The organism is Pseudomonas sp. S3E17, from assembly GCF_024168685.1.
GTDB lineage: Bacteria > Pseudomonadota > Gammaproteobacteria > Pseudomonadales > Pseudomonadaceae > Aquipseudomonas > Aquipseudomonas marginalis.
In genome coordinates, this window is record NZ_JALJWE010000001.1 from 1,577,642 (window position 1) to 1,593,648 (window position 16,007).

Consider the following 16,007-nt stretch of genomic DNA (forward strand, 5'->3'; position numbering starts at 1 on the left):
TTATTCGCCACGGACGGCACTTAGGGGAGAGTCCGTTCCATGTCTGTGCAACAACACGGCGGTAAAGGTTTTACACCCAGTCTGATCGCTTTGGCGGTGTGTCTCGCCACTTCGCACGCGGCCTTCGCCGCCGACGCTGAAACGCCTGCAACCACGTTGGAGCTTGGGGCCACCCGGATCTCCGGCGAGCAACAACTGGGCGAAACCACCGAGGGCACGCAGTCCTACACCACCGGCGCGATGAAAACCGCGACCAAACTGCCCCTCACCCTGCGTGAAACCCCGCAGGCCGTTACCGTCATCACACGCCAGCGCATGGATGACCAGGGGATGACCAGCATCAACGACGTGGTCAATGCCACGCCTGGGCTATTCCTCAACTATTCCAGCGGCCCAGGCCGGCAGTCCTACACCTCACGCGGTTTCGACATCGACAACCTGATGTACGACGGCATCCCCAGCGGCTACAACGGCGTTTCCGTAGGCGCCCAGCCGAACCTGGCGATGTTCGACCGTGTCGAGGTCGTGCGTGGCGCCACCGGCCTGGTGACCGGTGCGGGCAACCCGTCGGCGGCCATCAACCTGGTCCGCAAGCGGCCGCTGGACGAACAGAAAGTCACCCTCACCGGCGCCGCCGGCAGCTGGGACGACTACCGTGGCGAGCTCGACGCCTCCAGTCCGCTCAATGACAGCGGCACCTGGCGCGGCCGGGTGGTCACCTCCTACCGCGACGCCAACAGCTTCATCGACAACGTCGAGTCCTATCACGGCCTGTTCTATGCCGTCACCGAGGCCGACCTGAGCGAAGACACCACCCTCACCCTCGGCTTCTCGAACCAGAAGGACAAGACCAACTACTTCTGGGGCTCGTCGATGATCGGCCAGGACGGCCACCACCTGGACCTGCCACGTTCCTACAACCCCGGTACCGACTGGGAGAACAAGGACCAGGAAATCAACACGGTCTTCGCCGAACTGCGCCAGCGCCTGGCCAATGACTGGAAGCTTCAGGTCAACGCCAATTACGCCGAACAGAACGCGTTGTTTTCCGGTTCCTATCAGTCGCGCTGGGTCAACAACACCCTGGCGCGCACGGTCTACCAGGCCGCCTACGATGAAAACCAGGCCGGTGTCGACGCCTTTGCCAGCGGCCCGTTCCAGGCATTCGGGCGCACCCATGAACTGGTGGTGGGCGCCAGCCGACGCATCTACGACATGACCACCCACAACTACAGCCCCTACAACACCAACTGGCCCCTCACCGCGGGCAAACCGGACTTCGTCCACACCACCAACGACCGTGAAGTCACCACCCAGGACGGTGTCTACGTGACCACGCGCCTGAGCCTGGCGGACCCGTTGAAGCTGATCCTCGGCGGGCGCCTGGACTGGTATGACTACGATGCCCATGGCAGCAATGACGGCGACTATCACGTCACCCGCAACCTCACCCGCTATGCGGGGCTGATCTACGAACTGGACGATCATCACTCGGTGTACGTCAGCTACAGCGACATCTTCACGCCGCAGAGCGCCAAGGACACCTCCGGTACCCCGGTCAAGCCGATTGTCGGCAAGAACTACGAGGTCGGCATCAAGGGCGAATACCTGGGTGGCGCGCTGAATGCGAGCGTGGCGCTGTTCCGTGTCGACCAGGAAAACCGCGCCACCCAGGTGACCGTGCAAAACTGCCCACAGACAGAGTGCTATGAGGCCTCCGGAGAGATTCGCAGCCAGGGGATCGACTTCGAACTGCAAGGCGCGCTGACCGAGAACTGGCAGGTCGGCGGTGGCTACACCTACGCGCGTACCCACACCATCAAGGATGAAGCCAACCCGCAGAAGGTCAACAAGCAGTACGACACGGACGTTCCGGAGCACCTGTTCAAGCTGACCACCCGCTACAACTTCCAGGGCCCGCTGGAGAAACTGCGCGTGGGCGGCAACATCTCCTGGCAAAGCCGCCTGTACAACGACGTCAAGCTGGCTGACGGCAGCACCTACCGCCTCCAACAGGGCGCCTACGCCGTCACCGACCTGATGGCCGGCTACAAGGTCAACGACCACCTCGACCTGCAGCTCAACGCCAACAACATCTTCGACCGCCGCTATTACTCCAGCATCGCCAACTCCGTGAGCTATGGCGGCGACGCCTACGGCACCCCACGCAACATGATGCTGACGGCCAAGTACAGCTTCTGATCCACCTGGTAAAAGGGGGGTCCTAATGTGGGAGGGGGCTTGCCCCCTCCCACATTGACCCCGCTTGCCACCAGGAATGTGTTCTGCCCCCTCCGAACGCGTTCGCGCTTAAAGTCCCCTCCCCCAATGCCGATAAGCTTTTTGCTTCCCTGCACCTGCAAAGTGCCTGATACCGGCTTTGCTCTGTACCCGCGGGCCGTAGTGGCACGCCGCATGCTTTGATCCTTGCCAGACCACATGGAGTAAGAGTGAATGCCCGCACGCGCACGTTTCCTGGAGCACTACCGCAAGGCCGACCGCATCATGCTGGCATTGATCTGGCTGATGACGCTGTTCTCCGTCGGGCTTGCGTTCTGGCACGACACCCTGACCCAGGCGATTGTCGTGGGAGGAGGCACCAGCACGGTGCTCACCGCGCTCTACCGCGCCATCGGCGGCACACGGGTGATGCGTTGCGCACTGGGCGCGGGCTTGATGGTCATGGCGGCGCTGCACATCAACCAGGCCCAGGGTGTGATCGAAGCACACTTCGGGATTTTCGCGCTGCTGGCGGTGCTGACGTTCTATCGAGACTGGCTGCCGATCCTGGTGGCCGCCCTGACGATTGCCGTGCACCACGTGGTGTTCCATGCGTTGCAGCATCAAGGCTTCCCGGTGTTCGTGATGGCGCATCACGGCGGTTGGACCATGGTGTTTGTCCACGCCTTCTACGTCGTGATGGAAACCATCGCCCTGCTCTACCTCGCGGTGAACAGCCAGGCCGAGGCGGTGGAAAGCGAGGAAATGCTGGAAAAAATGCTCGCCGTCACCACCCAATTCACCGTGGAAAGCGCCAAAGGTGAAGGCAAGATGCACGTCTCCCTTGCCAAGCGCTTTGACCATTTCCTGCAACAAATCACCCACCTCATAGACGGCGTCGCCCGCGACTCCCACGGCCTCGGCCAACTCGGCCAGGAACTGGCCCACGCCAGCGGTACCCTGGAAAAAGGCGCTCGCCACCAACTGGCCGAAATCGCGCAAATGACCGACTCCATGCAGCGCATGGAAGACGCCATGGGCCACATTACGGTGCACGTCGAAGAAGCGGTTGAACACGCGGGCGTCGCCAGCCAACAAATCCTGCGTGGCCAGGAAAGCGTCGGCCGCGCCCAACACGAAATCACCCAACTGGCCACACGCCTGGAAGGCACCCACCACACCGTCCAAGGCCTGGCGGTCCAGGCCGAACAAATCGGCTCGGTACTGGAAGTCATCAGCAGCATCGCCAACCAGACCAACCTCCTCGCCCTCAACGCCGCCATCGAAGCCGCCCGCGCCGGCGAACAAGGTCGCGGCTTCGCCGTCGTCGCCGACGAAGTGCGCAGCCTGGCGCAACGCACCGCCGTCTCCACCCAGGAAATCAAAACCATCATCGAGGGCCTGCAGCAAGGCAGCCGCCAGGCCGTGGAAGCCATGCACGACAGCCGCCAGGGCGTGGAACGGTGTGTGGAGGACAGTCAGCTGGCAGTGGAAATGCTGCGAGCGGTGGGCAATGACATTACCCAGATCGATGCGCTGAATGGGCGGATTGTCTCCACCACACGCGAACAGACTTCGGCGAACCTGGAGATTGTCGGGCGCTTGCAGTCGGTGCAGAGCATTGCGCAGAGCACGGCGGAGGATGTGGAGATGTTGGCCAGGAGCAGCGAGCAGTTGCCGCCGATTGCGGTGCGGTTGGATGCGTTGGGGCGGCGGTTTCATCAGTGATAGTTTGGGGCTCGCCATCGGCCGGAAGCCATCACGGGTCTCGTCTTGACGGCCCGGGCCGCCCCTGGTCCTGAGCGTTCGCTTAGTCTTGCTTGACCAGCTCGACCCTGCGGTTTTCAGCTTTGCCTGCCTCGGTGGCGTTGTCGGCCACCGGGTCAGCCTCGCCAAATCCGGCCGCAGATAACCTCGCTGCGTCGATGCCCTTGGCGGTGATGGCGGCCTCGACGGCCTTGGCGCGGCCGTATGACAGTGTCTTGTTGTGCGCGGGATCACCGGTGTGATCGGTGTAGCCGTTAATGGCCAGTTTCAACGACGTATTTTGCTTGAGTAACAACAACACTTGTTCGATCTGTGGCTGTGAACCCGGAAGGATGCGGGTCTGGTCAGTCGCAAAGTTGATGTGCAATGCCACCTTGCCGGTTTTATCTATCTGCGCTTTCAGTTCACTGGCCGGCAACAGGCTGGCCGTTATTTGCAGCGGTTTGGTTTCGGCAATCAGCAGGCCGCCGCCGAACGCGTAGCTGCACAAATGAATCCAGATATCGCGGTCGGCGCGATGGATAACAAACACCTGCGCGGCGTTATTCCAAATGTCCCCCAGGCCACTGTTGTATTTGAGCGCAAAGTCCCGCGGCCATTCTTTGATCTTCTGGCCAGGGTCTTCCGGAATCCTGCCATCGAAGATCTTGCTGCCGCCCAACGAGGACACGACGGACTCGAGGTTGCGCTGCAATTCCAGGTCGGAGAACGCCTTGCCCTGCGCGGCGTCGATATGGGCTGACCAGACCTTGCCTTCTACCACTGCCAGGCGATCACCGGTCCAGAAGGGTACCTGATCAAAGTCGGAGACATCGGGCGCGGTGGCGATGACATATCCGTCGGGAAGGGCGATGTAGGGAAAGGCGCCCAACGGCACGTTCGACACCTTAAGGCTCGCGGCATCGAATACCTTGTTGTCTGCTCCGCTCTCGAATGACGAGGCTTGAATGCTCAGCCCCAGGGTGACGATTAAAACCAGGGTAGTCGCTGCTGTTTTTTTCACTAACGTCATGTTATTCCCGCAAATCCTTAGCACCCAGGGTGATGGTCGAGCGGATAAAGGGTGCTGCTGTCGTTGGCTGCTTATAAAACCGGGGCTATCGAGATAACTCAATAGCACAGCTGCCCTATTGCATCGCGCGTTAGCGCTGGATCACAGTTGTTCGCGCTCTAACAGGTCTTTTCTACGCTATTCGACGCTGCCGATCGTATTGAACAGGGATGCTTTTTTTGAAACCTATAACCACCAGAAAAATTGAAATGAACGCTGCGCTGGCGATGGCCTTGATCTCGCTGTTAACCACCAGCGCTACCTGGACCGAGGCAGCCGTTGCTGCTACGGCCTCCTCGGCACCGTGTACCAATGAAGCGGATTTCCAGGCCGGCACCGTTGTGGAGTCTGAAAGTCGCGACAACACCTCTGCAGTAACCAATCGTAGTAAAACCGAAACGCTGGGCCCTGAAGACTTCGCCGGGGCCAACCCGGTGGCGTCATTACACACCACGTTCATAAGCAATTCGCCGGTGTATTTGACGACCACCTTTGCGCAAATCAAGGACGGCCAGTTGATTCGCTATGGTGATCGGCACGGTGCCGGGCCTTCGTTGACCACGACCCTTTACACCCCTCCTCCCACCACGCCGCTGGATTTACAACCCGGGCAGACAGTCACCGTCAGTTACAAGAACCAGGTCGTCAGCGGCGGCACCACGCTTGAGTTTGGGGTATCAGAAAAGCTGACCTACCACGGCCGCGAAACGATCAAGACAGCACTCGGGACGTTCGAGACCTGTCGCTTCACCAATGAAATTTCCACTGGATCAACGTCCGGTCAACAACCGACCCAGAAGGTCGTGGTGCAGAATTGGTTTGCTGCCGAAGGGCCCTACCGTGGGCAATCAATCAGGTCGACCAGCCTCTCCGGAACCAATGGAGGACAGGAGCGGCTCGTTGAAGTGGTCAAGATGCGATATGAGACGCGAGCCAACTAGGTAGCTTTATGCCCAGGCGATGAGAAGTAGGATAGCACTGCCCTTCCTGGCAACGGGTTCAAGCACGCTGTTTGTGCCGCAATTGCATCGAGCAAAATGTACTTAATTGCTTAATGGCCTTTAGTAACTAGTACAGGTGTACTAGTTCAGCTGTTCTATATCATAAGTTGTATGAGTCGGACATGATCAAAGCGTGTTTTCATTGATCTGGACGGGTTGTGCTTGCTGATATGAGTTGCCGAATTGTGGTGGCGGACGAACACCCACTTTATCGAGAGGGCATGACAGGATTACTGGAGTGCTTAATACCTGGAGCAAAAATAAAACAGGCAGGAAACCTGGAGGAAGTCTGGGCTCTCCTGAATCGCTGGCAACCTGTGGCCATGCTGTTTATCGAAGTATATTTGCCAGGGCTTTGCTCCTTGAAAGAGCTTGCAAAACTGTGCGAGGAAAGAGGCACTACTGCAGTCGTTGTTGTTTCGACAGTCGATGACAGCGTGGTCATTACGCGAGTGATGGAGGCCGGCGCCAATGGTTTTATTGGCAAGAACATTTCAGCCGAAGAGGTACGTAACGCCATCAACGATATTCGGAACGGCCAAGTAGTGGTCAAATACGAACCGGCCGAATCGCCATCATTTGAAAGTGATCACGCGATGGGCAAACTGACGTCGCGGCAGCGGGAAGTCTGGCATTTGATCGCACAAGGTAAAACCAACAAGGAAATTGCCGCTGAACTGGAAATCTCTCCCTATACCGTGCGTATTCACGTGTCTTCGCTGATACGTGCCTTGAACGTACCCAATAGAGCAGTAGCCGCCGCGCGTTTCGCGGGGCGCTACACCTGCTAGTCCCTTGATGAATCTACGGGTAACTCACACTTCATTGACTTGACCTGTTCAAGCAACACGTTACGCAGTTCCGGCGGTCGCACGGGTTTGGCCAGTACCGAGATATTGAATGCGTGCAGTGATTGACGGATGCGCTCGATTTCGTGCCCGGTGATGACCAATGCCGGTATCTCTTGACCCCGGAACTCGCGTATTGCCGCGATACATTCAGCCCCCGAGACCTTTGTGCCCAGGTCGAAGTCGGCAATGATGATGTCGCAATCGCTGGCCAGGGTATCCGCATCACTGTGGGTCTCGACGACGCAGCCCCATTTCTCCAGCAGGGCCTTGGTGGCCAGCAACACATTGGCGTCGTCTTCAATCAGGCATATCCGTAGTCCGTTCAGGCGTTCATGGGCGCTTTTCATCCGAGGCGCGACGACCTTGGGGGCGGCGTGTTTCAACCCGCTGATTGCCACCTGGGTGCCGCGCCCGGGCGTGGAGCGAATATGTACATCGACATTGAGCAACTGGCTGATGCGCTTGACGATGGACAAGCCCAATCCCAGGCCCTCGACATCCTTATCGCGTGCGTGGCGCACCCGATAAAACTCCTTGAATACGTCCGGCAGATGTTCGGCGGCGATACCGCAGCCCTTATCGTAAACCACCACGGCCAAGCCCTTTGCCTGGCGTCTGACACCGATCAGCACGGGCTCTCCCGATGCGTACTTGATCGCATTGGACACCAGGTTCTGCACCATGGTGGTCAACAGCCCCGCATTGACATTCACCCAGTGCTCGCAAGGGCGCAGGCGCAGTTCAATCCCGGCCCAGCGTGCGGCCTCGGTGTTCTGTTTGACGACCTCCTGCAGCAGTGCGCCCAGGTTCACCGGTTCCGCTTGCGGCTCCAGCTTTCCGTTGTCGAGGGTGTAGATATCCAAAATCGAACGGAACAGTTGAGAGACGGTGTGCAGCGAGCGGTCGATGTTGTCCACCAGTCGCAGTTCTTCGCCGCCCAGACTCGCGTCACGCAGGCACGCGGTGAACAGGCCGATGGAGTGGATGGGCTGGCGCAGGTCGTGGCTGGCCTGGGCGAGAAAGCGTGATTTCTCCTGATTGGCGGCGATTGCCTCTTCCGATGCGATGCGAGTGCGCTTGAGCAGAATGTGCGCATAGGTCGGCACGACGATGGTGGTCACGATCAGCATCAGGAACATGTAGGGCTGTGCGCGCCAGAAGGGGTTGAACAAGAAAATAACGATAAGGGTGGACAACGCGATCACGGTTGCCAGGGCCAGATAGTGTGAGCCGAAACGCATGCCATTACCCAGGGTTACCCAGAGCAGCGCGGCATAGATAGGCAATGCACCTTCGCCTCCCAGCACCATGGCGAAAGCGATACCGGTGTAGTCATGAAGCATGGAAAGCAAGCGCCGCCAAAAAAAGTGTCCTGGCCAGCGCTTGATCGCCATGCGCAGGAATATCGACACCACGATGAATGTGGAGATATACACGATGATGGGCGTGTAGGCTGCGGTATCGCTGGGGCGCAGCCCGCTCAGTACGATGATGTACAGCAGCGCACAGGCGCTGACGGTCAGGCGCAACGTGGCCTGATTGAGTTCGCTGTTCTTTTCCACGCGTTCAACCTCATGGACCATGGGGGATGCATCGCTGGATGCCGCCCCCTTGAGAACAATAAGGCGTAGGTTGGCGTGTTAAGCATCAAACGACACGGCGTGTCGTATCAGAAGCGGAACGTGTCAGTAAAGCCTGTAGTAATCCACCACGTCATCCACAAAGTAGATTATCAACTTCGTTCCCTGGGTCTGGCTTTGAGCTTTTTTCGTGCCCGTCACACTGCCGACATCATTGGCGACACCCTGTGCCTTGGAGACTTGCGACGAGGCGTCGTACATCTTCAGGCTTGTCTCGGTCGAGACATATTTGTGGGCCAGGGTCATGTACTTTTCCAGGCCCTCCTGGTTTTTATCATAGGTCCAGTTGGACCCGTTGCTTCTGCTCGTTGAATCAAGTTGCTCTTCGGCTGGAGCGCCGAACAATTGCGTCACCTGAGTCTTGGTAGTTTTTCCCGGGATGATGGTTTTCTTCAGGTAAGCAACATCGTACTTTTGTGCTCCAGGATTTAAGGAATTCATCAAATCCCCAGTGTTAGCACAGCCTCCCAGGCCTGCGGTCAGTATGCACAGCGTGAATCCGATTCTAAGTAGTTTTCCATATTTCAAGCACATAGACTTACCTTGAGTTGTGATTAATACCATTCCATTTCGACCGGGTGCACGGTGAAGTTGACACAACGTAGTGCAACTAATCGAGCCTTTGGATTCACAGGCGGGCAAACACACTGGAACACTTCAACGCTGAAGTTAAAGTGCATTCCGGCGTGCGCTCTGGCTCAAAGCCTTTAAGACTTTTTCGAGCGTGTACAGCTTATGAGGGCGCGTGAGCTGACGCCATAGTACAAGTGTGCTATAGGCGACCAACAGGGACTTGTCTAGCATAGCCAGATGGACATTAATGGCTTGAATTAATGTAATAAATTGCTCGCCAGTTGATGTAATGCCCGATTATTGAAGCCGCATGAATGGAGTCGAAATATGAAATCATGGATCACCGTCTTATCCATTCTGATGCTGTCCGGGTGTGCGGGTTCTCCCTTGAGTAATCTGGTCATGAACCAGCGTTATCAAACGACATCGGACATTACTGCTTCATGGGTAGGTGCATCCGAAGATGAGTTGGTGACGTCATGGGGGGCGCCAAAAAACAGCCATGGCCTCAGTGATGGCAACTCGAAAATCATCGGCTACGACTACGTATGGCTTACAAACGGCAGCCATTCGATGGAATGGGGTTATGTGCCTGATTACGCCCGTTGCGAACAGCGGTTCATGATTGAAAAGGGCGTGGTGACCCGCTGGTATTCATCTGGCGACTGTCCAAAAAGGCCTAAAGGCGCCAAGTTGATCCCCGGTAACACCCCCGTGCCCCAACCCACGCTCTAATGGTCATTGCACCGTCTTGATTCACGTATCGAGCTTGCCCGGCCACCCACTGGCACCGGGAAAGTTACTGAATTGAGCCGCCGCCGCCGCACGGGTGGGCACACCCAGGGATTTAAGCAGAGTGGAAACATGGATGCGTACGGTGAACGGGGAGATACCCAGTTGCTTGGCTATTTCCTTATTGGTCTTGCCCGCCGCAACCAGGCCGAGCACTTGCCGCTGGCGGGCGGTGAGTGAGGCAAGGCTTGGGTCCAGCAGGGGATTTTCGGGGTTGTACTTCACCACGACCTCCCCTTCCCGAATCGCCAGGATGGCTTCGGCAATGCCTGCCGGATCAACGTTTTTGCCGATAAAGCCATCAGCACCTTGGGCGATGACCTGGGAAATAATGTCCAGGTCATCGACCATCGACACCACAATGATCGAGGTGCGCTTGAACTCGTTGCGCAGCTGGCCTATGACCTGCATAGACGTGATACCGGGAAAGCGCAGGTCCAGAATCAACGAATCAACTTCTGCGCCCGCACGCGCCAGCGCCAGTACTTCATCCAGATTGCCCGCCTGCTCTATCATCGCTGTCGGCATAAGCCGTTCTATGGTTCTCAGCATACCTTCGCGAAACAGAGGATGGTCATCTGCCACTATGATTCTGTGCGTCATGTCAAGGTCCATCTCACCTCAGGTCCGGCGCATCGTAACGCAAACTGTAACGCCAGGTTTCAACTTTTAAGCGACTTCTTACCCTGGAGAATCGCAATGAACACGACGGAAAAGAACAGTGAACTGGACCAGGCCACGTTGCGGTTGACGGTCAGCACCTGTGCTTCGCTGTACATCTTTGTGGTGGCCCTCCTTCCTTCAAGTGACTTCGCCACCTATGTACCGATCATGTGGTACATGGCGTTTTTCATCAGCGTGGCAGTCCCCCTGCGCATGGCGATCAAGCGCTGGCCAGGGCACTTTTTCTGGCGCCGATTGTTCGCCATGGCCCATGACTATACCGGCATCGCTTTCGCCATGATCGTGGGTGGAGAAGGCGCGCTGCCGGTTTATGCAGCGTTGCTCTGGGTCACATTGGGCAATGGCATGCGCTTTGGCTCGCGCTACTTGACCGCCGCGACACTCATCGCGCTGAGCATGCTGGTCATGATCTTCATGCTCACCCCCTTCTGGCGCGCACAGCCCTACATGTTCCTGATGCTGATCGTGACCACCATCGTCGTGCCGGCCTATGCGCACATTCTGCTCAAACGCACGCGTATCGCGTCGGAAGAGGCAATCGCCGCCAATCAGGAGAAATCACGCTTTCTCGCCCAGGCCAGCCACGACCTGCGCCAGCCCATCCACTCCATCGGCCTGTTCACCGCGTGCCTGCGGGACGCGAATCTGGGCGGCGAAGAACTGCGACTGGTGGACAACATCGACCGCTCGCTGCATACCGTCTCTCAACTGTTCCGTTCGATCCTGGATATCTACACCCTCGACAACGGAAAGCTGGAGCCGCAAGCGGAGCCGGTGAACCTGGGCGCGCTGCTGCGGGACGTCGTCAAACAGAACACCGAGGCCGCACGCTGGGCCGGGGTTCAACTGCGCCTGCGCCCTTGCGAGCACTGGGTGAATGTCAATGCGGGGCTGTTGACCACCATGGTGCAGAACCTGGTGTCGAATACGCTCAAATACGCGTCCGGCCAACCGGTCCTGATCGGTGTGCGTCCCAGAGGCAAGGGCTTGGCCATTGTCATCTACGACAAGGGACGCGGCATCGCCGCTGAACATCTGCCGGACGTATTCAAGGAGTTTTACCGGGTGCGCCACGCACGCGACAAGGATGTCGAGGGCCTGGGGTTGGGCTTGTCCATCGTCAAGCGCATCAGCCAGTTGCTCAATCTGGATATCCAGTTGGACTCCCGACTCGGCCAAGGCACCCGCGCCACTATCCAACGCCTGGAAAGCGTCGCGCCGGGCACCGAGACACAACGGCCAGCGGCCACGCAAAGCCGTCTGCAGGGGCTGCGGGTATGCCTGGTGGAAGACGATTCCAACGTACTGATGGCGACCTCGGCCTTGCTGGAAAAATGGGGATGCGAGGTAGAAAGTCATAGCGATGGACTGAACGTGACCACGGAATGCGACATCATCATTGCCGACTTCGACCTGGGCCCTAGGATTTCAGGCTCCGAGTGTATCGCCGCGATTCGCGAACAGCGTGGTTGGGAAGTACCGGCCATGATCATGACCGGCCATGAAATCGAGCGTATCCGCAGCACATTGATCCACATGAATATCTCCATCCTGTCCAAGCCCGTGCGTCCGCCTGAATTGCGAACGACCCTGCTCGAACTGACCAAGCATTTCGCCAGGGAAATGGGTTAGCTGGAGGATGTCCATGCCCGGATATATCGAAGGACGTCCGTCCGACCACCGCAACAGAATCGCCCAGCAGCGGTCACTCAGCTGTTCAGCGACATCGGCTTGTCTCCACCCGGAGGCAATCCAAACACCTTGCGCACCCCATTGAGAAACGCCCCATAAGGCCGGCCCAGAACCAGCATCATCAACGCCGCACCGAGCGTGCCGCGCACCAGCCCACTGCCCGATGCACCACTGAAGGCAATGATCGCTGCATAGATGGGCACCTGGAAGCTGACGAGGGCAAGGCTGTCCCATAGCAACCTGGAAACCCGACCCTGACTGGCGCGCGTCATCACCCAATCCCGCCATAGGCCGTAAGGTCTCGCGACCGGCACCATCAGCACTGCGCCCAGAAGGCGCGCATGAAGGACCTGATCCCAGGCCATGCCGGCAATGAAACGTTCATTGATGATGCCGGTGATTGTGAAAAACACGATCAGCGCTGTTGTGTCTGCAAAAAACGCAGTCCGGCCCATTGACTGTTGCGAGCGTTGAAGCACATCACATCTCCTGTCCTGGCTTGAACAAACAAAGCGCTGGACCTTGATTCACGCACGACGCCAGCTCAGCCAACAGTGCCAACCTTCAGCCCGGTTACTCGGCCCACCATGATTCAGCTATTCGGCGGCGCATCTTCCCGATGTGACAGCGGCTGCACCGCCAGGTGCGGAGATTCGCCGAAGAACTCGATCAGCAGTTCGGTGAGCACGCGTATTTTCCGGGCGGGATGCGGACCCGGCGGGCGGAGGATGTAGGCCCCGGCCGGTGGTGGTGGATGGTTTGTCATGATCGGTACCAGTGCGCCGGATGCCACGTGTTCATGGGTGAGGCAGTCAGGCAGGTAGGCGACGCCGAGGCCAGCGATCGCGGCGGCAACAAGGGCGATGCCGTTGTCGGCCTTGAAGCGTCCTTGTGGACGAACCGTGATGATCTTGTCGCCGTCCATGAACTGCCAGGCTTCAGTGCCTTGCAGAAGCGCCTGATGGTCGACCAGGTCGTCCGGCGTCGCGGGGGCACCGTGCGCCTTGATGTAATCCGTGCTCGCGACGAGCTTGGTATAGACCGGGCCAATGCGCCTTGCGATCAGGTTGGAGTCCTTCAGATACCCCACGCGAATGGCGCAATCGTAGCCCTCGGTGATGAGGTCAACGAAGCGATCGCTGTAGCAAGTCTGCATATGCAACTGAGGGTGACGGCGTGCCATTTCCGCCAGCACCGGTGCGAAATGAGTCGGGCCAAACGACAGCGGGACGGCCATGCGCAGGCGGCCGCGAAGCGCGCCGGAAGGCAGGATCGTTTCCTTGGCGATGTCGATCTCGGTGCAGACTCTGGCGGCGTAGTCCCTGAATGTCGCGCCGGACTCAGTGAGTGCTGCCCCGCGAGTGGAGCGTGCCAGCAGTTGCACGCCCAGTTCGCTTTCAAGCCGAGCCAGGCGACGACTGACGATCGACTTCGATACGCCAAGACGCACTGCAGCCTGCGAAATGCCCCCGGCATCGGCCACCTCCACGAAGGTCTGTAGTTCTTCGATATCCATGCTTGCGTTCCCCATCATGCGACACAGCACATCGCGCGATGCTACTACTGCGTCGAACATGGGAACAGCACAATGGATTTTCCAGGCACAGCATCCTCTACCCGTGTCCTGGAATCCATTACCCGCACGGGCTCAGGCCCTTTTACCAACGTGCCCCCATAAAAAGGATTTGCCCATGGCAAGCGAGACTCTGCGCAACCCCCATACCGACCCACTACTGACCCCGGAAAACTCAGCGTTGATCATCATCGATTATCAGCCTGTTCAGGTTTCCTCGATCCGCTCGATGCCGCGTGACGAACTCGTCTTCAACATCACCAGCGTCGCCAGGGCGGCGGTCAACTACAACCTTCCGATCATCCATTCCACCGTCAATGTAGCGACCGGTCGCAATAAACCGCCGATCCCGGAACTGCAAGAGGTACTCGGCCACCTGCCGACCTATGACCGCACCTCGATCAACAGTTGGGAGGACATGGAATTCAAACAGGCGGTCAAGGCACTTGGGCGTAGGAAACTCATCATGACGGCGCTCTGGACCGAGGCCTGCCTGACATTCCCGGTGCTCGACGCTATCCAGGAAGGCTATGAAGTGTATGTGCCGGTCGACGCGGTTGGCGGCACATCGCTCGCCGCACACGAGGCGGCGCTACGCAGAATGGAGCAGGCGGGCGCGAAGCTCATCAGCCGCGTGCAGATGTATTGCGAACTGCAGCGCGACTGGGCGCGAGAAGTGACCGTGCCGGGCTTTATGGGCGTGTTCGAGAACTTCGACGGGTTCAACGCTGAAAAGGCTCTGGAGGAAGCGGGCAAGAAAACCTGATCAAAGGGCAGTTGATGATTGCGTGATGGCCCTGGCCTGATGTGGCGTTCATCGGTCAACGCTTGCGTGCCCAGGTTTCAGCCGCAGAAGAAGCGCCAGCAAGTTAAATCAAATCAACTCAACCCGCGCTGGCATCATTGCGATCCAGCGCGTCAGCATCAGGGCCGCCTGGCAGTTCATTACCGCTTCACACACACAAACAACGCATTGCCGGTCACGCCCGCCCAGGGCGTGATCCGCTCATAGTCATGCTCGAACACCTGCACCTCAAAATACGGCTGTAACAGCCCCTGCAACTCCGTGAAACTCAGCGCCACCATGGTGTGCTCATCCTGCCAGGCCTGGGTCACCCCCGCCGTGGTCTTCTCGATACTCAGGCGCAGTGCCTGTTGCTCCCCTTCTCCGCGGTAATGCCAGCCGGAGCCGAAGGTGAAATGACTGCCTTCAAACTCCACGCTATGGCGTACCAGCAAGCGGTTGTCGATATGCAGTTTGTCCACCGCGTTGAAGCAGAACACGCCGTTGTCGGCGAGTGCGCCGTGCACGCTGGCGAGGCAGGCGCGCAGTTGCGCGAGCCCGGGGTTGTAGTGGGTCGAGTACAGGAAGCAGGTGATCAGGTCTTGCGGTTCGTCCACCTGGAAACCGGCCATGTCCTGGCGGCTGAACCGTGCCTCGGGACAGCGCAGTTGGGCGAGGTCCAGCATCGGTTGGCTGATGTCCAGGCCGGTGCTGCGGTAGCCGAAGTCGAGGAAGTGGCGCACATGGGGCCCGGTGCCGCAGGCAAGGTCCAGATGGCGGCGCCCGTCATTGCCGAACAACTGGTGCAGGCGGCGCACGCTGTGGCTCTGCGCGCGGTAGTCGATGTCGGCGCACATCAGGTCGTAGTAGATGGACAGGTCGGTGTACAGCGCGTTGGAGGACATAAGTGGCCAGAGGGTTCGGCGGGAATTTCGCGCCGGCATGGTAACCCAGTCCCGGGTGTAAACCGCTACACTCGCCCCTCAACCATCCGCCAAGGAGGCAACCATGAGCGTTCGCGGTCTAGACCGACAGATCGACAATATCGAGTTCAACGTGGGCGATATCGCCCGCAGCAAAGCCTTCTACGGCGCAGTGTTCGGCTGGACATTCGTCGACTACGGCCCCACCTACACCGAGTTCAGCGATGGCAGGCTGACCGGCGGGTTCACTACCGCAGAACCCGTTCGACCGGGTGGCCCGCTGGTGATCCTGTACGCGGATGATCTTGAAGGCACGCAGCAGCGGCTCAAATCCGCAGGCGCCGTGATCAGCCGCGAGACCTTTTCGTTCCCCGGTGGCAGCAGGTTTCACTTCATTGACCCGGATGGTTATGAACTGGCGGTGTGGACCGCTCAGCCGTAGCTGGCCGCAACACC

Annotated in this window: 15 protein-coding genes; 8 read left to right on the top strand and 7 right to left on the bottom strand. The window is 58.6% G+C overall.

The genetic code is table 11. The features are described from left to right. Nucleotides 1-39 precede the first annotated feature (39 nt). Together J3D60_RS06670 and J3D60_RS06675 are read left to right on the top strand one after the other, a co-directional pair. A complete protein-coding gene (locus tag J3D60_RS06670) occupies nt 40-2,202 on the top strand; it encodes a TonB-dependent siderophore receptor (protein WP_253490533.1) in 2,163 nt (720 codons plus the stop codon). A 252-nt stretch (nt 2,203-2,454) separates the two neighbouring features. Continuing rightward, entirely contained in the window at nt 2,455-3,948 is a 1,494-nt protein-coding gene (locus J3D60_RS06675) for a methyl-accepting chemotaxis protein (RefSeq protein ID WP_253490535.1), read from the top strand. Between the two features lie 82 nt (nt 3,949-4,030). Here the strand turns inward: J3D60_RS06675 and J3D60_RS06680 are convergent, their stop codons facing one another. Further along, complete coding sequence (locus tag J3D60_RS06680; RefSeq protein ID WP_253490537.1) at nt 4,031-4,999, bottom strand: OmpA family protein; 969 nt, start codon at nt 4,997-4,999, stop codon at nt 4,031-4,033. Nucleotides 5,000-5,265: 266 nt separating this feature from the next. Between J3D60_RS06680 and J3D60_RS06685 the strand changes: the two genes are divergently transcribed. Together J3D60_RS06685 and J3D60_RS06690 are read left to right on the top strand one after the other, a co-directional pair. Then, complete coding sequence (locus J3D60_RS06685) at nt 5,266-5,979, top strand: DUF3108 domain-containing protein (RefSeq protein WP_253493971.1); 714 nt, start codon at nt 5,266-5,268, stop codon at nt 5,977-5,979. A 230-nt stretch (nt 5,980-6,209) separates the two neighbouring features. Then, entirely contained in the window at nt 6,210-6,830 is a 621-nt protein-coding gene (locus J3D60_RS06690; protein ID WP_027606758.1) for a response regulator transcription factor, read from the top strand. Here J3D60_RS06690 and J3D60_RS06695 read toward each other — a convergent pair. Next, complete coding sequence (locus J3D60_RS06695) at nt 6,827-8,473, bottom strand: hybrid sensor histidine kinase/response regulator (RefSeq protein WP_253490539.1); 1,647 nt, start codon at nt 8,471-8,473, stop codon at nt 6,827-6,829. The two genes, J3D60_RS06690 and J3D60_RS06695, sit on opposite strands and share 4 nt — an antisense overlap. Before the next feature lie 102 nt (nt 8,474-8,575). Next, the gene (locus J3D60_RS06700) at nt 8,576-8,971 is read right to left on the bottom strand and encodes a hypothetical protein (protein ID WP_092485590.1); all 396 of its coding nucleotides are present in this window, start codon (nt 8,969-8,971) and stop codon (nt 8,576-8,578) included. A gap of 459 nt (nt 8,972-9,430) precedes the next feature. Here J3D60_RS06700 and J3D60_RS06705 point away from each other — a divergent pair, with 459 nt between their 5' ends. Further along, complete coding sequence (locus tag J3D60_RS06705; RefSeq protein WP_027608114.1) at nt 9,431-9,838, top strand: hypothetical protein; 408 nt, start codon at nt 9,431-9,433, stop codon at nt 9,836-9,838. 21 nt (nt 9,839-9,859) lie between these two features. Here J3D60_RS06705 and J3D60_RS06710 read toward each other — a convergent pair whose 3' ends face one another. Then, nucleotides 9,860-10,498, bottom strand: coding sequence for a response regulator transcription factor (locus J3D60_RS06710; protein ID WP_027608115.1), 639 nt, complete (start codon nt 10,496-10,498; stop codon nt 9,860-9,862). 96 nt (nt 10,499-10,594) lie between these two features. Here J3D60_RS06710 and J3D60_RS06715 point away from each other — a divergent pair, with 96 nt between their 5' ends. Continuing rightward, complete coding sequence (locus J3D60_RS06715; RefSeq protein WP_253490541.1) at nt 10,595-12,211, top strand: hybrid sensor histidine kinase/response regulator; 1,617 nt, start codon at nt 10,595-10,597, stop codon at nt 12,209-12,211. Nucleotides 12,212-12,288: 77 nt separating this feature from the next. Here J3D60_RS06715 and alaE read toward each other — a convergent pair whose 3' ends face one another. After that, entirely contained in the window at nt 12,289-12,750 is a 462-nt protein-coding gene (gene alaE / locus J3D60_RS06720) for an L-alanine exporter AlaE (protein ID WP_253490543.1), read from the bottom strand. A gap of 113 nt (nt 12,751-12,863) precedes the next feature. Further along, complete coding sequence (locus J3D60_RS06725; protein WP_253490545.1) at nt 12,864-13,787, bottom strand: LysR family transcriptional regulator; 924 nt, start codon at nt 13,785-13,787, stop codon at nt 12,864-12,866. 175 nt (nt 13,788-13,962) lie between these two features. On the opposite strand from J3D60_RS06725, the gene J3D60_RS06730 reads away from it, so the two are divergent. Continuing rightward, nucleotides 13,963-14,610: a hydrolase gene (locus J3D60_RS06730; protein WP_253490547.1), complete on the top strand. Its 648-nt coding sequence runs from the start codon at nt 13,963-13,965 to the stop codon at nt 14,608-14,610. A gap of 179 nt (nt 14,611-14,789) precedes the next feature. Here J3D60_RS06730 and J3D60_RS06735 read toward each other — a convergent pair whose 3' ends face one another. Next, nucleotides 14,790-15,533, bottom strand: a complete 744-nt coding sequence (locus J3D60_RS06735; RefSeq protein WP_065941714.1) for a class I SAM-dependent methyltransferase — start codon at nt 15,531-15,533, stop codon at nt 14,790-14,792. Between the two features lie 103 nt (nt 15,534-15,636). Here J3D60_RS06735 and J3D60_RS06740 point away from each other — a divergent pair, with 103 nt between their 5' ends. Further along, nucleotides 15,637-15,993, top strand: a complete 357-nt coding sequence (locus J3D60_RS06740) for a VOC family protein (protein WP_065941715.1) — start codon at nt 15,637-15,639, stop codon at nt 15,991-15,993. Nucleotides 15,994-16,007: the final 14 nt, after the last annotated feature.